Annotated in this window: 18 protein-coding genes; 10 read left to right on the forward strand and 8 right to left on the reverse strand. The window is 62.8% G+C overall.

Annotated elements, in window-relative coordinates:
* Window positions 1–16: 16 nt before the first annotated feature.
* Genes ACSQ3I_RS02795 through ACSQ3I_RS02815 form a run of 5 tightly spaced genes read right to left on the reverse strand, consistent with a single transcriptional unit; the run spans window position 17 to window position 4,496 of the window.
* The gene (locus ACSQ3I_RS02795; protein ID WP_435995833.1) at window positions 17–700 is read right to left on the reverse strand and encodes an ABC transporter ATP-binding protein; all 684 of its coding nucleotides are present in this window, start codon (window positions 698–700) and stop codon (window positions 17–19) included.
* Window positions 700–1,449, reverse strand: coding sequence for an ABC transporter ATP-binding protein (locus tag ACSQ3I_RS02800; protein WP_435995835.1), 750 nt, complete (start codon window positions 1,447–1,449; stop codon window positions 700–702). The genes ACSQ3I_RS02795 and ACSQ3I_RS02800 overlap by 1 nt, the downstream gene beginning before the upstream one ends.
* Window positions 1,442–2,422, reverse strand: coding sequence for a branched-chain amino acid ABC transporter permease (locus ACSQ3I_RS02805; protein WP_435995837.1), 981 nt, complete (start codon window positions 2,420–2,422; stop codon window positions 1,442–1,444). Before ACSQ3I_RS02805 ends, ACSQ3I_RS02800 begins: the two co-directional genes overlap by 8 nt.
* A gap of 4 nt (window positions 2,423–2,426) precedes the next feature.
* A complete protein-coding gene (locus ACSQ3I_RS02810) occupies window positions 2,427–3,347 on the reverse strand; it encodes a branched-chain amino acid ABC transporter permease (RefSeq protein WP_435995839.1) in 921 nt (306 codons plus the stop codon).
* A gap of 12 nt (window positions 3,348–3,359) precedes the next feature.
* The gene (locus ACSQ3I_RS02815) at window positions 3,360–4,496 is read right to left on the reverse strand and encodes an ABC transporter substrate-binding protein (protein WP_435995841.1); all 1,137 of its coding nucleotides are present in this window, start codon (window positions 4,494–4,496) and stop codon (window positions 3,360–3,362) included.
* A 322-nt stretch (window positions 4,497–4,818) separates the two neighbouring features.
* Between ACSQ3I_RS02815 and ACSQ3I_RS02820 the strand changes: the two genes are divergently transcribed.
* Complete coding sequence (locus ACSQ3I_RS02820) at window positions 4,819–5,649, forward strand: alpha/beta hydrolase (protein ID WP_435995843.1); 831 nt, start codon at window positions 4,819–4,821, stop codon at window positions 5,647–5,649.
* 3 nt (window positions 5,650–5,652) lie between these two features.
* On the opposite strand, the gene ACSQ3I_RS02825 is transcribed toward ACSQ3I_RS02820, so the two are convergent.
* On the reverse strand, window positions 5,653–6,501 hold the full coding sequence (locus ACSQ3I_RS02825) for a GNAT family N-acetyltransferase (RefSeq protein ID WP_435995845.1): 849 nt from the start codon (window positions 6,499–6,501) through the stop codon (window positions 5,653–5,655).
* A gap of 209 nt (window positions 6,502–6,710) precedes the next feature.
* Here ACSQ3I_RS02825 and ACSQ3I_RS02830 point away from each other — a divergent pair, with 209 nt between their 5' ends.
* Complete coding sequence (locus ACSQ3I_RS02830) at window positions 6,711–7,190, forward strand: hypothetical protein (protein WP_435995847.1); 480 nt, start codon at window positions 6,711–6,713, stop codon at window positions 7,188–7,190.
* 595 nt (window positions 7,191–7,785) lie between these two features.
* Window positions 7,786–8,910 carry an acetate/propionate family kinase gene (locus ACSQ3I_RS02835; protein ID WP_435995849.1) on the forward strand — a complete coding sequence of 375 codons (1,125 nt, stop codon included), beginning with the start codon at window positions 7,786–7,788 and terminating at the stop codon, window positions 8,908–8,910.
* 223 nt (window positions 8,911–9,133) lie between these two features.
* Here the strand turns inward: ACSQ3I_RS02835 and rhaI are convergent, their stop codons facing one another.
* Window positions 9,134–10,429 (reverse strand): L-rhamnose catabolism isomerase, encoded by a 1,296-nt coding sequence (gene rhaI / locus ACSQ3I_RS02840; protein ID WP_435995851.1) that lies wholly within the window; start codon window positions 10,427–10,429, stop codon window positions 9,134–9,136.
* Window positions 10,430–10,509: 80 nt separating this feature from the next.
* On the opposite strand from rhaI, the gene ACSQ3I_RS02845 reads away from it, so the two are divergent.
* The gene (locus tag ACSQ3I_RS02845; RefSeq protein ID WP_435995853.1) at window positions 10,510–10,668 is read left to right on the forward strand and encodes a YqaE/Pmp3 family membrane protein; all 159 of its coding nucleotides are present in this window, start codon (window positions 10,510–10,512) and stop codon (window positions 10,666–10,668) included.
* On the opposite strand, the gene ACSQ3I_RS02850 is transcribed toward ACSQ3I_RS02845, so the two are convergent.
* Window positions 10,669–12,768, reverse strand: coding sequence for a bifunctional rhamnulose-1-phosphate aldolase/short-chain dehydrogenase (locus tag ACSQ3I_RS02850; protein ID WP_435995855.1), 2,100 nt, complete (start codon window positions 12,766–12,768; stop codon window positions 10,669–10,671).
* Window positions 12,769–12,960: 192 nt separating this feature from the next.
* Here ACSQ3I_RS02850 and ACSQ3I_RS02855 point away from each other — a divergent pair, with 192 nt between their 5' ends.
* The 6 genes from ACSQ3I_RS02855 (at window position 12,961) to ACSQ3I_RS02880 (ending at window position 19,941) form a co-directional block, all read left to right on the forward strand.
* The gene (locus ACSQ3I_RS02855) at window positions 12,961–13,767 is read left to right on the forward strand and encodes a DeoR/GlpR family DNA-binding transcription regulator (RefSeq protein WP_435995857.1); all 807 of its coding nucleotides are present in this window, start codon (window positions 12,961–12,963) and stop codon (window positions 13,765–13,767) included.
* Between the two features lie 45 nt (window positions 13,768–13,812).
* Window positions 13,813–14,802, forward strand: coding sequence for a rhamnose ABC transporter substrate-binding protein (rhaS, locus tag ACSQ3I_RS02860; protein WP_435995859.1), 990 nt, complete (start codon window positions 13,813–13,815; stop codon window positions 14,800–14,802).
* A gap of 248 nt (window positions 14,803–15,050) precedes the next feature.
* Window positions 15,051–16,559 (forward strand): sugar ABC transporter ATP-binding protein, encoded by a 1,509-nt coding sequence (locus ACSQ3I_RS02865; RefSeq protein ID WP_435996269.1) that lies wholly within the window; start codon window positions 15,051–15,053, stop codon window positions 16,557–16,559.
* Window positions 16,559–17,542, forward strand: coding sequence for an ABC transporter permease (locus ACSQ3I_RS02870; protein ID WP_435995861.1), 984 nt, complete (start codon window positions 16,559–16,561; stop codon window positions 17,540–17,542). The genes ACSQ3I_RS02865 and ACSQ3I_RS02870 overlap by 1 nt, the downstream gene beginning before the upstream one ends.
* The gene (locus ACSQ3I_RS02875) at window positions 17,539–18,552 is read left to right on the forward strand and encodes an ABC transporter permease (RefSeq protein ID WP_435995863.1); all 1,014 of its coding nucleotides are present in this window, start codon (window positions 17,539–17,541) and stop codon (window positions 18,550–18,552) included. The genes ACSQ3I_RS02870 and ACSQ3I_RS02875 overlap by 4 nt, the downstream gene beginning before the upstream one ends.
* Before the next feature lie 3 nt (window positions 18,553–18,555).
* On the forward strand, window positions 18,556–19,941 hold the full coding sequence (locus ACSQ3I_RS02880) for an FGGY-family carbohydrate kinase (protein ID WP_435995865.1): 1,386 nt from the start codon (window positions 18,556–18,558) through the stop codon (window positions 19,939–19,941).
* Window positions 19,942–19,948 lie beyond the last annotated feature (7 nt).

Below are 19,948 nucleotides of genomic sequence, written 5' to 3' on the forward strand. Positions count from 1 at the left end.
GCTTGCCGGCGGGCAGTCAGATCCCCAGGAAGCGATCCTGCAGCGTCTTGTCGAGGTCCGCCGGGCGGCCGGTCCAGACCGAGCGGCCGTTTTCCAGGATGGTGCAGCGGTCGGCAACGGGCAGCAATTCCGGCAGGGTCTTGTCGACCACGAGGATGGAAAGCCCGTCCTGCTTCAGGGTGCGGATCGCCGCCCAGATATCCTGGCGGATGACGGGGGCAAGCCCTTCGGTCGCCTCGTCGAGGATCAGCAGGCGAGGATTGGTCATCAGCGCCCGGCCGATGGCCAGCATCTGTTGCTCGCCGCCGGAGAGCGACAGCGCCATCTGGTCGCGGCGCTCCTTCAGGCGCGGGAAGAGCGTGTTGACCCGCTCCAGCGTCCAGGTGCCGGAACGGGCGGCGGCAACGAGGTTTTCCTCGACGGTGAGATTGGGAAAGCAGCGCCGCCCCTCGGGAACGAGACCGATGCCGAGGCGGGCGACGTGGTGTGGCCGGCGACCCCTGAGATCCGTGCCGGCGAGGCGGACGGAACCGCCGCGCGGCGGCGTCAGGTTGCAGACGGCGCGGATGGTGGTGGTCTTGCCCATGCCGTTGCGGCCCATCAGCGCCACGACCTCGCCTTCGGAAACCGTCAGGTCGACGTTGAAAAGCGCCTGGCTGGCGCCGTAGAAGGCCTGGAGACTGGCGACTTCGAGCAGCATCAGGCGTGGTCTCCGAGATAGGCGCTGCGCACCGCCGGGTCGCGGCGGATTTCCTCCACCGTGCCGGTGGTGATGATTTTGCCGTAGACGAGCACCGAAATCCGGTCGGCAAGCGCGAAGACGGCGTCCATGTCGTGCTCCACCAGCAGGATCGGCGCTTCGTGCCGGAGGCCGTCGAGGAAACCCGTCAGCGCCTTCGAGCCTTCCGGCCCCATGCCGGCCATCGGTTCGTCGAGCAGGAAGGCTTTCGAATCGAGAGCCAGCGCGATGGCGATTTCCAACTGCCGGCGTTCGCCGTGCGACAGTTCGGCGGCGAGGATGTTGGCGCGGGCGGCGAGGCCGACACGCTCCAGCATCGCCATGGCCGGCTCGGTGAGCGAGCGGTCACGCATCACGGGGGTGAAGAAGCGGAAACTCGTTCCCTGCTTGGCCTGCACCGCCAGCATGACATTGCGCAGCGCTGAAAATTCCGGAGCGATGGAGGATACCTGGAACGTTCGGCCAAGCCCCAGCCGGGCGCGTTCGGCGACGCCCAGCGCCGTGATGTCCTGCCCGGAAAAGCGGATACTGCCCTGGTCGGGTTTCAGCGTGCCGCAGATCTGGTGGATCAGCGTTGATTTGCCCGCACCGTTCGGACCGATCAGCGCGTGGATCTCGCCTTGCCGCAGATCGAGGCTGACGCCATCGGTGGCCCTGAGCGCCCCGAAATTCTTGACGAGATTTTCGATTTCCAAAACGGTCTCAGCCATGGCGGGCCTTTCCGGCCAGGAGGCCGAGCAGGCCGCCGCGGGCAAACAGCACGACGGCCAGCAGGATGAGGCCAAGGAAGAACTGCCAGCGTTCCGTCAATCCGCCGAGCGCGAATTCGAAGATAACATAGAGCATGGCGCCGGCGACCGGCCCGAACAGCCGGCCGGTGCCGCCGAGCACGATCAGCACGATGAGTTCGCCCGACATGTGCCAGGAAATCATCGAGGGGCTGGTGAAGCGGTTGAGGTCGGCATAGAGCGTCCCGGCGACACCGGTGATCATGCCGGACAGCGTAAATGCCACAAGCCGGATCGGGTAGGGCGAGATGCCGACGGCGGCGACACGCACCGCATTCTGCCGCGCCGCCTGCAATGCCGCGCCAAAACGCGAAGCGCGGATGAGGCTGAACAACGCCAGTCCGATGACGAGCATGCCGAGGCAGATCAGGAAATAGCTGATCGGCTTCATGCTGTTGACGCCGGGAAACTGGTTGCGCACCAGGATAGACAGCCCGTCCTCGCCGCCATAGGCCGGCCAGGAGACGGCGAAATAATAGATCATCTGCGAGAAGGCCAGCGTGATCATGATGAAGTAGACGCCGCTGGTGCGCAGGCTGACGGCGCCGATGGCGAGCCCGACGATGCCGCAGAGGACGAGCGTCACCAGCCAGATCACCGGCATCTGGTCGCTGCCGGAAAACCCGAACAGTAGCGGCTCGCCGGAAGAGGCATGCGCGGCCAGGATGCCGGCGACATAACCGCCGATGCCGAAGAAGGCCGCATGGCCGAAGGAGACCAGCCCGCCCAGGCCGAGCACCAGGTTGAGGCCGACCGCCGCCAGCGCCAGGATGGCGATGCGGGTGGCGAGCGTGATGTAGAAAGGCTGGCCGACACCAAGTGCCACGAAAGGCACGGCGGCGAGCAGCGTGATGAGGATGAGGTTGATCAGGGTTTCGCGGCTGAGCGTCATCATGTCCTCACCCGTGCGCCGCAAACAGGCCGCGCGGCTTCACCGCCAGGATCACCGCCATGACGATATAGATCAGCATCGAGGCCAGCGCGCCGCCCATCAGCCCGGCCTGCGCCGGCGGCAGCAGGACGGCGAGGATCTGCGGCAGCAGGAAACGGCCGAGCGTATCGACGACGCCGACGAGGATGGCGCCGATCAGCGCTCCCTTGATCGAGCCGATGCCGCCGATGACGATGACCACGAAAGCGAGGATCAGCACCGGCTCGCCCATGCCGACCTGTACCGATTGCAAAGCGCCGACCATGGCGCCGGCAAAACCGGCGAGCGCCGAGCCAAGCGCGAAGACGACGGTATACAGCGTGCGGATATCGACGCCGAGCGCGCCGATCATCTCCCGGTCGCTTTCGCCGGCGCGGATGCGCATGCCGAGCCGCGTCTTTGAAATCAAGAGGTAAAGGCCGACGGCGACAGCGGCGCCGACGGCGATGATGGCAAGGCGATAGAGCGGATATTCCGCGCCGCCGGGCAAGGCGACCGCGCCCTGCAAGAGCGGCGGAATGTCGAGATAAAGCGGGAAGGAGCCGAAGATCCAGCGCGTGCCCTCGGAAAAGATCAGGATCAGCGCGAAGGTCGCCAGCACCTGGTCGAGGTGGTCGCGGTCATAGAGCCTGCGGATGACGGTCAGCTCGATGATCGCCCCGGCCGCGGCGGCGGCGGCTAGGCTGGCGATCAGGCCGAGCCAGAACGATCCCGTCCAGGCGGCGATGGTGGCGCAGGCGAAGGCACCGACCATGTAGAGCGAGCCGTGGGCGAGGTTGATCAGGCCCATGACGCCAAAGATCAGCGTCAGCCCGGCAGCCATGAGAAACAACATGACGCCGAGCTGCAGGCCGTTGAGCAGTTGCTCGATGGCGAGTGCGATGGTCAAGGCGTCGGCGCCTTACATCTTGCAGTCTTTGGCATAAGCATCGCCGTGATCGGTGAAGACAGGGGCGATGATCTTGTTGGTCAGCACGCCGTCTTCCTTGACCACTTCGGCGACATATATGTCCTGGATCGGATGCTGGTTGGTGTTGAACTTGAATTTTCCGCGCGGGCTCTGGAAATCGGCCTTCAGGAGTTCAGCGCGGAAGGCTTCCGTGTCCTTCACATCCGCCTTGGCGGCAGCCGACAGGATCAGCTGCGCCGCGTCATAGGCCTGCACCGCATAGATCGACGGCAGGCGGCCGTATTCGGCCTGGAAAGCCGGGACGAACTTCTTGTTCGCCTCGTTGTCGAGATCCTTGGCCCACTGGCCGGAATTCTTCACGCCCAGCGCCGCGTCGCCGATGGCCGGCAGCACATCCTGGCTGAAGGAGAAGCCCGGACCCATGACCGGCGTCTTCACGCCCGATTGCGAATATTGCTTCATGAAGGCAATGCCCATGCCGCCCGGCAGGAAGATGAACACGCCGTCGGCGCCCGAAGCGCGGATCTGGGCGATCTCGGCGGCATAATCCGTCTGGCCGACCTGGGTGTAGACCTCGGCCGCGACCTCGCCCTTGTAATAGCGCTTGAAGCCGGTCAGCGAATCCTTGCCGGCCGGATAGTTGGGCGCCATGATGAACATCTTCTTGTAGTCTTTGTTGGCGTATTCGCCCATCGCCTCGTGCAGGTTGTCGTTCTGGTAGGCGGCGTTGAAATAGAGCGGGTTGCACTTTTCACCGGCAAGGGCCGCCGGTGCGGCATTGGTCGAGACGTAGAACTTGCCCTGCGCCACCGCGCTCGGCGCCACCGCCATCAGAAGATTCGACCAGACGATGCCGGTGAGGATATCCACCTGGTCGCTCTGGATCATCTTGTCGGCGATCTGCACGGCAAGCTCCGGCTTCTGGCCGTCGTCTTCGGTGATGACCTCGATGTCCTTGTTGCCGGCCTGCTTGATTGCCAGCATGAAGCCGTCGCGCGTATCCATGCCGAGGCCAGCGCCGCCGCCCGAAAGCGTCGTGATCATGCCGATCTTCAGCGGCTCGGCGGCAGCCTGGCCGGTCACGCCGATCGCCAGACCCATGACGGCGGCAGAAAGCAGATTCTTCATGTCGTGCACTCCCGTTTCTCTTGCTCGTTCCACTTTATCGAGCGTCCGGTTGCACTTGCACGCCCGTCCGCCGCATTGTCAAAGGCATCTTATGTGCCTTTTTTATCAATGCTCTAACCGTACTTTCCACATTCGGCAAAAAACGTCCATCGCGTTTTTCGCTCGTCACATGGATTCCCGTCCGGCTATACATTCGACAACGGCAGAATTGCATCGTGCCGGGATCGTTTCAAGGAGAAATTTTAAGGTTGTAATATCTCGGCGATTGCGCCACGTTTGTCGCAAAGATGCTGTCGAACAGCTTGTTAGGGAACCGACGACGATGATCCTGCACCATATCAGCGATTGGGATAACGCCTATGCCAACGGCGTCAACATTCCCGGCGGCGACCGTTGGCCAGCCGCCTGGGTCGGGCCGGCACAGGCCTATCGCGATGGCGCGCTGGCGGCAGGCCGGGCCAAAATCGGCATCGCTTATGGCGACGGCGAGCGCAACCAGCTCGATCTTTTCCTGCCCGAGGGCGAGGCCAGGGGCCTGGTGGTGTTTGTCCATGGCGGATTCTGGCACCGGCTCGACCGCAGCTTCTGGTCGCATCTCGCCAAGGGTTCGGTCGACAGCGGCTATGCGGTCGCCATGCCGTCCTACACGCTCTGCCCGGATATCCGCATCGCCGGCATCACCGCCGAAGTCGGCAAGGCGATCGAAAAGGCGGCGGGCATGATCGGCGGGCCGATCTTCCTCACCGGCCATTCCGCCGGCGGCCATCTGGTGAGCCGCATGGTCAGCGCCACCTCGCCTTTGTCGCAGGCGGTGCGCGAACGCATCCGCCATGTCGTATCGATTTCCGGCGTGCACGACCTGCGTCCGATGCTGCGGACCGCCATGAACGAGGTGTTGAAGATCGACGATGCCGAGGCGACGAGCGAAAGCCCGGCTCTGCTGCCGCCGATGGCCGGTGCGCGCATCACCTGCTGGGTCGGCGCCGGCGAGCGGGCCGAGTTCATCCGCCAGAATGCCCTGCTGGCCAATATATGGACCGGCCTCGGCGCCGAAACGGCATCGATCGAGGAGCCGGACCGCCACCATTTCAACGTCATCGACGGCCTGGCGGATGCCGGGCATCCGCTGACGCGCACGTTGCTCGGCGCCTGATTTTCAGCCAAGCTCCAGCGTCGAAACGCCGAAGATTTTTGCCAGCGGCACATCCGGCGCCGGCCCGTGATACATGCGGGCCGTCTCGAAGACCGGTGTCAGGCCCAGCGCTTCTGCCAGCCCGACGCCATCGCTGTTGTCATCGGGAATATCGATGACGACATTTTCTGCGCCGGTTTGGTCGATCAGCGCGGTTAGCAGCGTGCCGGCCGAAACGGCATCGTCGGCATAGAGCGGGCCGATCTTGTAGCCTTCGTGGCAGCGGCGCACGACGCCGTACCCAAGGATTTTTCCCTCCCGGCGCAGCATGACGGCGCTGCGTCCTTCCAGACCGTCGCACCAGACCTTCAGGAACGCCGGGCGTGATGCCGGGAAAATCGTTGCATCATAGGCGACAATCGCATCCAGCTCTTCGGCGGTTGCCGGCTCTGCCTGGCTGGCCCCTTCCGGACCGCGCCGGGGAATGCCGCCATAACGCGTCGTCGTATAGGCGGTCCGAAAGCCGGAGCGGCGATAATTGTCCTGCTGCGCGACGACGCCATCCAGGCCGATGCTGCGGCCGGCGGCGGAGGCCATGCCATGCTCCCAGATCGCCTTGCCGAGGCCTCGGCCGCGAAAGTCGGGGTGGACGATATACAGTCCAAGGAAGGCGAAATCCTGCCCGTACTTGACCACCGAAATGCAGCCCACCGGCCGCTCGCCGATCCAGCCCATGAAGTAACCGGTCGGATCGGCGGCGAAAAAGGCGGAGGCATCGCCGGGGCTGGGGTTCCAGCCTTCGCCGCGTGCAAAATCGAGGGCGATGCCCAAGTCGTCCGGCGTCATCGGGCGTATCGAAAAATCGGAACTCATCATGTCATCCATTGCAGCGCGTTCGATGGGCGGGGGCAGATCCTTGGCCGGCTCTGTCTCGCGCCTGCAGCATTTCCCAGCAACTGCAGATGTTCAAGGTGAAAACGTGCGGGGGCATCATGCCCGTGCCGTCATGGCCGGCCGGAAAGCCGTTTGCCTGTCTTGAAACGGCTGATTATCCTGCACGGCACGTGGAACGGGGAAGCGACATGTCACGATCAGGCTCGAATTTACGCATGGCCGTCTTTGCCGTCGTTGTCGCCGTGTCGGCAACGGTCACGAAAGCGGCCGGATGGGAGCCGGCGGTGCATGCCGGGGAGGCGGATCGGGCCGCCATCGGCTGCGCCTCGCGGACGACGGAGGATAGCTGGGCCTGCCTGATCGTCCGCTGCGACGACGACGGAAGGCTGGCGCTCTACGCCGACATCGCCGGCGGCGGCACAGCCAATGGCGGCTGGATGCTCGGTATCGACGGCAAGGAGTGGCGCGTCGAAGGCGAACCGCTCGATCCGCCCGGCGCCTATTCCTCGCGTATCCGCGGCGATACGGCCGATATCGTTTCGGCGCTGAAGCAGGGAAAAAGGATGACCTTCGGTCCCCAGTTGCAGTTGAACAGGGGGTTTGAAACCGTTCTCCTCAGCGGTTCCGAAAAGGCGATTGCCCGTGTCGAGCAGTATTGCACTCGCTGATGCTCTTGTGGCCGCATGAGGTGCTATTCCGGATTTGCATTGCTGCAATGCAATATTTCGTCTTTCGCATGTCGGCCTGCTCCGCTATAAAAAACTCATCGAAGCGGCTACTCCTCCTCCCAACGCCGCTCGATCTGACTGGCAACACTCCTCCTCCCAGTTGTCAGTCCCCTATTAGAAACCCACCGGATCTCCTCCCCCGGTGGGTTTCTTGCATTTTACCCCTGATTTTGCCGTCTTCTGTGTCAATTGCTGAAAATGTAGGCAAATGAAGATTGTTTCCGTTGCGGCTCATGCGCTCAGTGCATTGCTGCGTTGCGGTAATAATCATACTTTTTGCCGCGGGTTCGTGTATATTCAAATCATCGAAGCGGCTACTCCTCCTCCCAACGCCGCTCGATGTGACTGGCAACACTCCTCCTCCCAGTTGTCAGTCCGCTATCAGAAACCCACCGGACCTCCTCCCCCGGTGGGTTTCTTAATTTCCGGCCTGCTTTTGTGGCATCGCCTGATCCGGCTTGATCGTGACGGCCGTATTTCCTAAGCATCGATCAGCGTGCTGCACCGGCAGCCTGTGCCACAGCGGAGGATCGCGATGCGTATTCTGGTCATCAACGCCGGCAGCTCGTCGGTAAAATTCAGCGTCTTCGACATGGTGACCGGCGAACAACGGTTCAAATCCGAACTCGAACGGGTTTCGGATGTCGCCGAGGCGGTGGCAACCATTCCCGGCCTGCTGGAAAAAGCCGGTGTTGCCGATATCGACGCCGTCGGCCACCGCACCGTTCATGGCGGCGAACAATTTACCGAAGCGACGCTGATCGACGACACGGTGTTCGAAGAAATCGAAGCCTGCACGGCGCTGGCACCGCTGCACAATCCACCGATCATCGCCGGCATCCGCATGGCGCGAACCACCTGGGACGTGCCGCAGATCGCCGTGTTCGATACCGCCTTTCATCAGACCATGCCGGCGCACGCCTATACCTATGCGGTGCCGCGCTCCTGGCGGGAAAAGGGGCTGCGGCGCTACGGCTTTCACGGCACCTCGCATCAATATGTCATGGAGCGCGTGGCGGAAGAGCTCGGCAAGCCGGCGTCCGAACTGCGGTTGATCTCCTGCCATCTCGGCAACGGCGCCAGCGTCTGCGCCATCGACCGCGGCGTTTCGGTCGATACGTCGATGGGCATGACGCCCTTGGAAGGCCTGGTGATGGGCACGCGCTCCGGCGACGTCGATCCCGGCATCTTTCATCACCTCAACCGGGAACTCGGTCTGTCCGTCGCCGAGATCGAGGATGCGCTCTACAAGGACAGCGGGCTGGCCGCGCTTTCCGCCGCCGGGCGCGACATGCGTGATGTCCGCAAGCAGGCAGGCGAGGGCGATGCCGATGCCCGGCTGGCGATCGAACTCTATGCCTACCGCGTGCGCAAATATATCGGCGCCTATGCGGCGGCGATGAATGGTCTCGACGCCATCGCCTTCACCGGCGGCATCGGCGAAAACGACGCAGCGATGCGCGGCAAGATCTGCAGCGGTTTCGAATTTCTGGGGCTTGCCTTCGATGCGGCGCGCAACGCGGCGGTCGCCCTCGAAGAGTTCGAGGCACCGCAGGTGCAGGCGGAAGGATCGCGGATCAAGGTGCTGGTCACCCAAACCCGCGAACAATGGATGATCGCCAAGCAGGCGCATCGCCTGCTGCAGCGGCATACGATGTGACGTTGTTTTCCGGTGGCGGCTCGTTTTGTGCCTCGTGGGCTGCCCCTCACCCTAACCCTCTCCCCGTAATACGGGGAGAGGGGACTTGCCATACCTGACGTCGAGGATTGGGGAAATGGGTGCGGCATACCCCTTCTCCCCGCCTGCGGGGAGAAGGTCCCGGTAGGGGATGAGGGGCCGCGGGCGAAGCATGACGACAGCATCCGGTGCTCACCCGACACCTTCACACGATCCCGCCGCCCGAACCGGTGACCGCCGGCCGTTCCGCCGCAACCTTCGCCCGGTAACCCGAGGCACGGAAGGTGGCGACCGGCGAGATCGCTCCGCCGTTTTCCAGCCGCGCCATGGCGAGGATCGGCTCCACGTCGGTGCGGAAGGCAGCTTTCAGCGTTTCCGAACCCATCAGCGCATCGTTGCCGTCCTGATAGCCGGCGAGGGCGGCGCGATCCACCAGCAGCGCCTGCGCATAGGCGCGGCTCACCTCGGTCGCGCTGACCATCAGGCTCTCGATCGGGTCGGTGACATTGTGGCTCTGGTCGAGCATGTGCGCCGGATTGAAGCCTGCCGCTTTGCGCGTTTCCGCATCCACCAACTCGTTGAACACTAGGAACAGTCGGTAGGGGTCGATCGAACCGGTGTCGAGATCGTCGTCGCCATATTTCGAATCGTTGAAGTGGAAACCGCCGAGCTTGCTGAATTGGATCAGCCGGGCGACGATCATCTCGATATTGGTGTTCGGTGCATGATGGCCGAGATCGACGAGGCAGAAGGCTTTCGGCCCGAGCTCCTGGGCGATCAGGAGGTTGGTGCCCCAGTCCTGAACCACGGTGGAATAGAAGGCCGGCTCGAACATCTTGTGTTCGCTGAAGATCCGCCAGTCGTCCGGCAGCTTGGCATAGACCGACTTCATCGAGTCGAGGTAACGCTCGAAGGCTTTGGTGAAATTCACCTGTCCCGGAAAATTCGAGCCGTCGCCGATCCACACCGTCAGCGCCTTGGAGCCGAGCTTTTCGCCGATCTCGATGCATTCGATATTGTGTTCAACGGCCTGTGCCCGCGTTGCGGCATCGGCATTGGAGAGCGAGCCGTATTTATAGGAATGCGTTTGGTCCGCCTGGTCCTGGAAGGTATTGGAGTTCATGGCGTCGAAACCGAGCCCCAGCGCTTCGCCACGCTGTTTCAGCTCGCCAAGATCGGCCACCTTGTCCCACGGGATGTGCAGCGAAACGGTCGGGGTCGCCCGCGTCAGCTGCTGGATGACGGCGCAGTCCTCCAGCTTGTCGAAGATGTTGCGCGGCTCGCCCTTGCCGGGATAGCGGGCAAAACGCGTCCCGCCAGTACCGACGCCCCAGGAGGGCACGGCGACGCCGTAAGCCGCCACCTTGCGTTTGACCGCTTCGATATCGATACCGCGGCGGGAAAGCTGTTCTCCGAGCGCATCGTAATCCGCCTTGAGGGCGGTGCGGCGCTTGTCGTTTTCGGCCGCCACCAGCGCGGCCTCGATCTTGAATTCCGTCATGCTCTCCTCCCAGGACACATGAACCATCCCGCGCTTCTTTGCGTTATGGGTTTGTTGAAATACGGTTTTCGGAGGTCTCCTTGGACGTCGTTCGCATTCTGATCGCCATTCTTCTGCCGCCCGTCGGCGTCTTCATGCAGGTCGGTATCGGCCTGCATTTCTGGCTCAACATCCTGCTGACGCTGCTCGGTTACATCCCGGGCATCATCCACGCCGTCTGGGTCATCCTCCGCAAGTGATCAGCGCGTGAACGATTGCGCGTTGCCGGCATCGACATTGATGATGTTACCGGTGGACTTTGCCGACAGGTCGGACGCCAGGAAGAACACCGCCTCGGCGACATCTTCCGGATAGACACCGAGCTTCAGCATCGAGCGCTTGCGGTAATGTTCCTCCAGCTCGTCCGGGCTCATATTGTAGGCGGCGGCACGCTGTTCGCGCCATTCGCCGGTCCAGATCTTCGAGCCGCGCAGTACGGCATCCGGATTGACGGTGTTGATGCGGATGCCGAATTCCGCCCCTTCGAGCGCCAGGCACCGGGCCAGATGGATTTCCGCTGCCTTGGCCGTGCAATAGGCCGACGCATTGACCGATGCGGCCAAGCCGTTCTTGGAGGCGATGAACACCATGTTGCCGCCGGTCTTCTGCAGCTTCATCAGCCGGAACGCCTGACGCGAGACGAGGAAATAGCCGGTCGCCAGAATGGAGATGTTGCGGTTCCAGGTGGCGAGATCGGTTTCGTCAAACGGCGAGGCTGACGAAATACCGGCATTCGACACCAGAATGTCGATGCCGCCGAAAGCGGTCACGGCTTCGTCGAAGGCGCGGATGACCTGATCTTCCGACGTCACGTCCAGCATCACACCCTCGGCCGCATCGCGACCGTGTACGCCGCACAGCTCTTCCTTGGCCGCGGCAAGCGCATTGGCGTCGATGTCGGCGATGACGACGCAGGCGCCGTCGCGGATCAGCCGATGCGCCGTCGCCTTGCCGATGCCACCGGCGCCGCCGGTGATGAAGGCAACCTTGCCGGCAAGCGGCTTCGGCTTCGGCATGCGCTGCAGCTTGGCTTCTTCCAGCAGCCAATATTCGATATCGAAGGCTTCCTGCTCCGGCAGCCCGACATAGGTAGAGACGGAAGAGGCGCCGCGCATGACATTGATGGCGTTGACATAAAACTCGCCGGAGATGCGCGCCGTCGCCTTGTCCTTGGCAAAGGTCAGCATGCCGACGCCGGGCACCAGATAGACCACGGCATTCGGATCACGGATCGCCGGGCTGTCGGCGCGTTTGCAGCGCTCGTAGTAGGCGGCGTAGCCCTTGCGGTAGGCGTCGAGCGCTGCCGGCAGACCGGCGATGGTCGCATCAACGTCAGGCTTTGCCGGATCGAAATCCACTACCAGCGGCCGGATTTTCGTGCGCAAAAAATGGTCGGGGCAACTGGTGCCGAGCGCGGCCAGGGCTTCCATCTGCTGGGAGGAAACAAACTCCAGCACGGCCTGGCTGTCATCGAAATGGCCGAGCTTGCGCTCATCGGCGCTGATCAGGCCACGCAGCACCGGCATTAACTGGCGCGCCACGGCGCGGCGTTCGTCGGCCGGCAGCACCTTCACCTTCGGGCCTCCGAAGACTTCGCCCTTGATTTCGCCTTCCAGCCAGTTGATCGCCTTGTTGATGATCTCGACCGTCGTCTCGTAGCATTCCTTGGCGGTATCGCCCCAGGTGAACAGGCCGTGGCTTTCGAGGATCAGGCCGCGGGCGTTGGGATTTTCCTTGCAGAATTTTTCCAGCCACAGGCCGAGCTCGAAGCCCGGACGCTTCCACGGCAACCAGCCGATATCGCTGCCGAAAATCGTCTGCGTCAGGTCCCTGCTGTTCTTCGAGGCGGCAATGGCGATGATCGCGTCGGGATGCATGTGGTCGACATGCTTCTTGGGCACGAAGGCATGCAGCGGCGTATCGATCGAGGCTGCGCGCGGATTGAGGTTGAAGGTGCAGTGCGGCAGGTAGCCGACCATCTCGTCTTCATGTTCCAGCCCGCGATAGAGGCCTTTCAGCGCCTCCAGCTTGTCCATGTAGAGCGTCGCAAAACCGTCGAGCTTGATGGTGCCGACGTCGCCACCCGAACCCTTGACCCATAGCACTTCCACCGGCTGGCCGGTCAGCGGATCGCGTTCCAGAGCCTTTGCCGAGGTGTTGCCGCCGCCGTAGTTGGTGATGCGTTTGTCGGAACCGAGGAGATTGGAACGGTAGAGCAGCAATTCCGCTTCGTTCTTGCCCGCCGCCTTGGCGTCATCCCACAAATCCGCAAGGCGCGAGCCTTGGTTTCCACTTGCCATCGCTCAGATCCTCCCATGCGCGGACCGTTGCGCCGGCCCCGCTTTGCTTCGCTCAAATTCCATGGAAGAACGGCGATTGTCAATCATAAACGATCAACTTCGATCATGATGCGCTGCACAATGAAAAAATATGATTGTTTGTGATTGACACTGCGCGAAGATGATGGAAGCATGACAGGCATTGGAGGAACCATGCACGAAAAAGAACGCCATCGGATCATCATGTCCGCCATCCAGGGAAAGCCGGTCGTGACCGTTGCCGAACTGGTGGAACTGACGGAAAGTTCCGAAGCGACGATCCGCCGGGATATCGCGGCTCTGCATGTGCAAAAGCGGCTGCGCCGGGTGCGTGGCGGGGCGGAGGCGCTGCATCCGCCGCAGTTCGTCGGCCTGGCCGGCCGACCGTTCAGCGTCAGCGAAACGATGCATGCGCGCCAGAAGCAGGCGATTGCCAAGGAGGCGGTGGCGCTGTGCGAGGACGGCGACCCGATCATTCTCAACGGCGGCACGACGACGTTCCAGATGGTGCATTTCCTGTCGAACCGGCGGATGCACATCTTCACCAACTCGTTTCCGATTGCCGAACATCTCCTGAAGAACTCCAAGAACACCATCATGCTCTCCGGCGGCGTGATCTATCGCGAGCAGAGCGTCATCCTCTCGCCCTTCGAAAATGACGTGACGCGCAATTTTTATGCGCGCCGCATGTTCATGGGCGCGCAGGGGCTCGGGCCGCTCGGGCTGATGGAAACGGATCCCCTGCTGATCCAGGCCGAGCAAAAACTCATCGACCAGGCAGACGAACTCGTCGTCCTCGTCGATTCATCGAAATTCCGGCAGCGTTCCAGCCTCATCCTGTGCGGGTTGAAGCGCATTGCCACCGTCATCACGGATTCGGGCATCGAGGACAGGCATGCCTCGATGCTGGAAGAGGCCGGCGTTCAGCTGATCGTCGCCGAAACGCAAGGAATGAGAGAGGAACAGCCGTCGATTGCCTGAGGAGTGGGCGTCGCCGGTTTTGGAGCAACAAAGGGAGGAACGGACATGAAGATTTTGAAGACGCTGCTGGTGACGGCAGCCATTTCCACGGCGCTGATGGCCAACATGGCGCATGCGGAAAACAAGAAGATCGCCCTCGTCGTCAAGGCGCTCGGCATCGGCTTCTTCGAAGCTGCCAACAAGGGCGCCCAGGAAGCCGCGAAGGAACTTGGCGACGTCGAGATCATCTACACCGGCCCGACGACCACGACGGCCGAAGGCCAGATCGAAGTGATCAACTCGCTGATCGCCCAGAAGGTCGATGCCATCGCCGTTTCCGCCAATGACACGGATGCCCTCGTACCGGCGCTGAAGAAGGCCCAGGAGCGCGGCATCAAGGTCATCTCGTGGGATTCCGGCGTCGCTAAGGATGGCCGCGCGCTGCATCTCAACCCGTCGTCCAGCCCGCTGATCGGCAACATGATCATCAAGCTCGCTGCCGACAACCTGCCCGAGGGCGGTGATGTTGCAGTTCTTTCGGCCACGGCGACCTCGACCAACCAGAACGTCTGGATCGAGGAAATGACCAAGGTGCTGCCGAACTACAAGGGTATCAACGTTGTCGCCACCGTTTATGGTGACGACCTCGCCGACAAGTCCTACCGCGAAACGCAGGGCCTCATACAGAAGTATCCGAACCTGAAGGCGATCATCGCGCCGACCTCCGTCGGCATCGTCGCGGCGGCACAGGCCGTTACCGACGCCGGCAAGATCGGCCAGATCAATGTCACCGGCCTTGGCCTTCCCTCGGAAATGGCGGCGCATGTGAAGTCCGGCGCCTCGAAGTCTTTCGCCATCTGGAACCCGATCGACCTCGGCTACTCGGCTGCCATGCTTTCCTACGACCTGGTCAACGGCGCGGAAGCCAAGCCGGGTGCGGAACTCAAGATGGGCCGCATGGGCACGCTGAAGCTCGACGACAACAATGAAGGCGCCATGGCCGATCCCTTCGTCTATGATGCGTCCAACGTCGAAGAGTTTGCCAAGATCTTCTGATTGTTGAGGTTGGCGGGTGGGGTTTCCCCCTCATCCGCCTGCCGGCACCTTCTCCCCGCCGGGGAGAAGGGGGTGTGGCTGCGCTTTCCCTGTTTTCGGGAGGCGCTGACAGCATACTCGTCCCCTCTCCCCCGCGGGGAGAGGGCTAGGGTGAGGGGGCGCCACGACCAAAAGCCTCCGCTCTGTTCAAAAGACTTCAGACCTTACCACGGAAGCACCACTTGCTGCACGACGCCACAACATCGCGGATCGCGCCCGCCATCACGCTCGAAGGGATCTCGAAATCCTTTCCCGGCGTCCGCGCCTTGTCGGATGTGTCGCTGACACTTTACCCCGGCAGCGTCACGGCCCTGGTGGGCGAAAACGGCGCCGGCAAGTCGACATTGGTCAAGATCCTCACCGGCATCTACCGACCGGATGCCGGCAGCATCCGGATGAACGGCGAACCCGTTTCTTTCCCCACCGCCCACGCCGCCTCCAAGGCCGGCGTCACCGCCATCCATCAGGAAACGGTGCTGTTCGACGATCTGTCGGTGGCGGAAAATATCTTCATCGGCCATGCGCCGAAAACGCGCTTCGGTTTTGTCGACTGGGCTTTCGTCAATGAAAAGGCCCGCGCCCTCTTGAAGGAGATCGGCGCCGATATCGACCCGTCGATCCGCCTGCGCGATCTCGGCATCGCCAACCGCCACCTGGTGGCGATTGCCCGCGCCTTGTCGATCGATGCGCAGGTGGTGATCATGGACGAGCCGACAGCGGCGCTGTCGCACAAGGAAATCCACGAACTCTACGAGCTTGTCGAAAAGCTGAAGGCCTCCGGCAAGGCGATCCTGTTCATCAGCCACAAGTTCGACGAGATCTTTCGCATTGCCGACCGCTACACTGTCTTCCGCGACGGCCGGATGGTCGGCGAGGGGCTGATGTCGGAGACGACGGAAGACCAGATGGTGCGTATGATGGTCGGCCGCGACGTCGGCCAGGTGTTTCCGAAAAAGCAGGCCGAGATCGGCGAACCGGTGCTGACCGTCGCCGGCTATCGTCATCCGACCGAATTCGAGGACATCAACTTCGAGCTACGCCGCGGCGAGATCCTCGGCTTTTACGGCCTTGTCGGCGCCGGGCGTTCCGAATTCATGCAATCGCTGTTCGGCGTCACCAAGCCGTCCGCCGGCGCTGTCCGTATCGACGGAAAGATCGCCGTCATCCGGACGCCCTCGGAAGCCATCGAGCAGGGCATCGTCTACGTGCCGGAAGAGCGCGGCCGCCAGGGCGCCGTCATCGGCCTGCCGATCTTCCAGAATGTCACGCTGCCGTCGCTCGGCCAGGTCTCCCGCAAGGGTTTTTTGCGCATGGCGCGCGAGTTCGCCTTGGCGCGGGAATATACCTCGCGGCTCGACCTGCGCGCCGCCTCGCTGGATCAGGATGTCGGCACGCTGTCGGGCGGCAACCAGCAGAAGGTGGTCATCGCCAAGTGGCTGGCGACCAAACCGAAAGTCATCATCCTCGATGAGCCGACCAAGGGCATCGACATCGGTTCCAAAGCCGCCGTGCACGCCTTCATGAGCGAACTGGCGGCCGAAGGCCTCAGCGTCATCATGGTATCCTCGGAAATTCCAGAGATCATCGGCATGGCCGATCGCGTCATCGTCATGCGCGAAGGCCGGATCGTCGGCCGTTTCGAACGCGAAGAATTGACCGCCGAACGGCTGGTGCGCGCCGCCGCCGGCATCGGCGCGGTGCCGGGGGAGGGCGCCTGATGCTCAACATGTTTCTGCGCAGCCGCGAATTGTTGCTGCTGGTGGCGATTGCAGCACTGCTCGTCGTGGTCACCTGGCGGTTTCCGGGTTTCATCACCCTCGCCAATCTCGCCAATGTCTATAATGACACGTCGATCCTGATCATCCTGGCGCTCGGCCAGATGGTTGTCATCCTGACGCGCTGCATCGACCTGTCGATGGCCGCCAACCTGGCGCTCTGCGGCATGGTCGCGGCGATGCTGAATTTTTACGTGCCCGGCCTGCCGGTGCTGCTGCTGGTGCTGATCGCCGTCGTGCTCGGCACCGCGCTCGGCGCCATCAACGGCCTGCTGGTCTGGAAGCTCGACATCCCGCCGATCGTCGTCACGCTCGGCACCATGACCATCTTCCGCGGCACTATCTTCCTGCTGAGCGGCGGCGCCTGGATCAACGCACATCAGATGAGCGACCTTTTCAAGAGCCTGCCGCGCGGCACGATCGCCGGCATGCCCGTGCTGTCCTGGCTGTCGCTGGCGGTGATCGCTGCCATGCTGCTGGTCATGCGCCGCACGCCGACCGGCCGCGCCTTTTATGCCGTCGGCGGCAATCCGCATGCGGCCGTCTATACCGGCCTCGATGTCGGTTACACCCGTTTCAAGGCCTATTGCCTTTCGGGCGGTTTTGCCGGTCTTGCAGGTTATCTCTGGGTGTCGCGTTATGCCGTCGCCTATGTCGATATCGCCGCCGGTTTCGAACTCGATGTCGTCGCCGCCTGCGTCATCGGCGGCATCTCGATTGCCGGCGGTGTCGGCACCGTGCCGGGCGCGGTGCTCGGCGCGCTGTTCCTCGGCATCATCAAGAACGCCTTGCCGGTGGTGAACATCTCGCCTTTCGCCCAGATGGCGATTTCGGGCACGGTCATCATCATCGCCGTCGCCGTCAACGCCCGGGCGGAGCGCCGCAAGGGCCGGGTCATCCTCAAGCGTGCGGAGCATGTCGCATGAGCAGCGTCGAACAGACAGCCCGTTACGTTCCCGACCGGCTGAAAAGCCCGGCCGCCCGCTGGGTGAAAAGCTGGGAAAGCCTGCTGATCGTCGTGGCGCTGGCAATCTTCCTCACCAATTCGTTCGCCTCGCCCTATTTCCTCGATCCATGGAACCTGTCGGACGCCTCGTTCAACTTCACCGAAAAGGCGCTGATTGCTTTTGCCATGGCGCTGGTGATCATTTCCGGCGAGATCGACCTGTCCGTCGCGGCCATCATCGCGCTCACCTCCACGGCCATGGGTTACGCGGCCCATGCCGGCTTCGATATGCCGATGCTGGTTGTGATCGGCCTTGCCACCGGCCTTGGTTGCGGTGCGATCAACGGGTTGCTGGTCACCGGCCTCGGCCTGCCGTCGATCGTCGTTACCATCGGCACCATGAGCCTGTTTCGCGGCACCTCCTTCATCATTCTCGGCGACCAGGCCTTTACCGAATATCCCGCAAGCTTCGCCTATTTCGGCCAGGGCTACGTCTGGTGGGTGTTTTCCTTCGAACTGGCGCTGTTCGTCGTCGCGGCGATTGTCTACGGCCTGTTGCTGCACAAGACCAATTTCGGCCGCGCCGTCTATGCCATCGGCAACAATGCGACGGCGGCACTGTTCTCGGGTATCCGCGTCGGCCGCGTAAAATTCATCCTGTTCCTGCTGACCGGCCTGATGGCGGGCATGGCGTCGATCTGCCTGACCTCGCGGCTCGGCTCGACACGGCCCTCAATCGCGCTCGGTTGGGAGCTGGAAGTGGTCACCATGGTCGTTCTCGGCGGCGTCAACATTCTCGGCGGTTCCGGCTCGATCCCCGGCGTTGTGCTGGCGGCGCTGATCATGGGCATGGTCACATTCGGTTTCGGCCTGCTCAACGTGCCGGGCATCGTCATGTCGATCTTCATCGGCCTGCTTCTGATCCTCGTCATCGCCCTGCCGATCGTCTACGGCCGCCTCAGCCGTCGCTGGGCCAAAAGTGCGGCTTGAGAGATGCAGGACATCGCCCGCGTCGCCGTCATTGATATCGGCAAGACCAATGCCAAGGTGGTGCTGTTCGACCTCGCCACGTCAAGCGAAATCGCCGTCCGCACCGTGCCGAACCGCGTTCTCGAAACACCGCCCTATCCGCATTTCGATACGGAAGCGTTGTGGAACTTCATTCTTTCGGCGCTGACAGAGCTTCATGCGGAGCGCGGTTTTGAGGCTATCTCGATCACGGCCCATGGTGCGACGATCGTCGTGCTCGACGGCAAGGGCGAACTTGCCCTGCCGGTGCTGGATTACGAACATGCCGGCCCTGACGATCTGGCGGCCGAATACGATGCGATCCGTCCGCCCTTTGCCGAAACCGGTTCGGCCCGCCTGCCGGGCGGCCTCAATGTCGGCGCGCAACTTTTCTGGCAGCAGCAGCGCTTTCCCGGTCTGTTCGACAAGGTCGAGACCATCATCGCCTATCCGCAATACTGGGCTTTTCGCCTGACGGGCGTGCTCGCCAACGAAATCACCTCGATTGCCTGCCACACCGATCTCTGGGCGCCGTGGAAAAGCGACTATTCGACGCTGACGGATGCCATGGGCTGGCGGGCAAAAATGCCGCCGATGCGCAAGGCGGACGATGTGCTTGGCACCCTCCGCCCCGAAGTTGCCGCCGCAACCGGCCTGCCGGCCGACATGCCCGTCTATTGCGGCCTGCACGATTCGAACGCGTCGCTGCTGCCGCATCTCTGGGCGAGCGAACCACCTTTCGCGGTGGTCTCGACCGGCACCTGGGTGGTGATGCTGGCGCCCGGCGCCCGACCGGTCTCGCTCGACGAGCACCGCGATACGCTGGTCAATGTCAGCGCGCTGGGCCAGCCGGTGCCCTCGGCCCGCTTCATGGGCGGCCGCGCCTTCCAGCTTCTGGCGCCTGCCGGCGACGCGGAGATCCTGCCGGTGGACCGGAAACGGGTGCTGGAGGAGCCGGTGTTCTTCCTGCCGTCGCTGCCTGAAGGTTCGGGGCCTTTCCCAAACCATCGTGGCGGCTGGTCATGTGAAGAAAGCAGTCTTTCGCCGGGTACCCGCCTTCTGGCGGTCTCCTATTATCTGGCGCTGATGACGGCGACGAGCCTCGATCTTATCGGCGCCGAAGGCGATATCGTCGTCGAGGGGCCATTCGCCGCCAATCCGTCCTATCTCGACATGCTGGCGGCGGCAACCGGCCGTCCGGTTCGCCTCAGTGCCGGGGCGACCGGCACGAGCCTCGGCACGGCGGGCCTCGTTCTGCGGGAAAAGCAAGCCATCGCGCCGCGCACCCGGATTTGGGCTGCCGATGCCGAACCAGCGCTGGCATCCTATGCGGCGACTTGGAAAGCCGCCGTGGCAGCGCAATCCGAGTAATCAAAAG

The sequence above is a fragment of the Rhizobium sp. LjRoot30 genome (genome assembly GCF_964253915.1).
In the GTDB taxonomy this organism is placed as follows: Bacteria; Pseudomonadota; Alphaproteobacteria; order Rhizobiales; family Rhizobiaceae; genus Metarhizobium.

What these genes read in the sequence shown, in the direction of transcription:
- ACSQ3I_RS02855 (WP_435995857.1), top strand. Translation starts at nt 12,961, where the DNA reads ATGCACGAAAAAGAACGCCATCGGATCATCATGTCCGCCATCCAGGGA.
- ACSQ3I_RS02805 (WP_435995837.1), bottom strand. Translation starts at nt 2,422, where the DNA reads ATGATGACGCTCAGCCGCGAAACCCTGATCAACCTCATCCTCATCACG.
- rhaS (WP_435995859.1), top strand. Translation starts at nt 13,813, where the DNA reads ATGAAGATTTTGAAGACGCTGCTGGTGACGGCAGCCATTTCCACGGCG.
- ACSQ3I_RS02875 (WP_435995863.1), top strand. Translation starts at nt 17,539, where the DNA reads ATGAGCAGCGTCGAACAGACAGCCCGTTACGTTCCCGACCGGCTGAAA.
- rhaI (WP_435995851.1), bottom strand. Translation starts at nt 10,429, where the DNA reads ATGACGGAATTCAAGATCGAGGCCGCGCTGGTGGCGGCCGAAAACGAC.
- ACSQ3I_RS02880 (WP_435995865.1), top strand. Translation starts at nt 18,556, where the DNA reads ATGCAGGACATCGCCCGCGTCGCCGTCATTGATATCGGCAAGACCAAT.
- ACSQ3I_RS02870 (WP_435995861.1), top strand. Translation starts at nt 16,559, where the DNA reads ATGCTCAACATGTTTCTGCGCAGCCGCGAATTGTTGCTGCTGGTGGCG.
- ACSQ3I_RS02850 (WP_435995855.1), bottom strand. Translation starts at nt 12,768, where the DNA reads ATGGCAAGTGGAAACCAAGGCTCGCGCCTTGCGGATTTGTGGGATGAC.
- ACSQ3I_RS02795 (WP_435995833.1), bottom strand. Translation starts at nt 700, where the DNA reads ATGCTGCTCGAAGTCGCCAGTCTCCAGGCCTTCTACGGCGCCAGCCAG.
- ACSQ3I_RS02830 (WP_435995847.1), top strand. Translation starts at nt 6,711, where the DNA reads ATGTCACGATCAGGCTCGAATTTACGCATGGCCGTCTTTGCCGTCGTT.
- ACSQ3I_RS02800 (WP_435995835.1), bottom strand. Translation starts at nt 1,449, where the DNA reads ATGGCTGAGACCGTTTTGGAAATCGAAAATCTCGTCAAGAATTTCGGG.
- ACSQ3I_RS02820 (WP_435995843.1), top strand. Translation starts at nt 4,819, where the DNA reads ATGATCCTGCACCATATCAGCGATTGGGATAACGCCTATGCCAACGGC.
- ACSQ3I_RS02835 (WP_435995849.1), top strand. Translation starts at nt 7,786, where the DNA reads ATGCGTATTCTGGTCATCAACGCCGGCAGCTCGTCGGTAAAATTCAGC.
- ACSQ3I_RS02825 (WP_435995845.1), bottom strand. Translation starts at nt 6,501, where the DNA reads ATGAGTTCCGATTTTTCGATACGCCCGATGACGCCGGACGACTTGGGC.
- ACSQ3I_RS02815 (WP_435995841.1), bottom strand. Translation starts at nt 4,496, where the DNA reads ATGAAGAATCTGCTTTCTGCCGCCGTCATGGGTCTGGCGATCGGCGTG.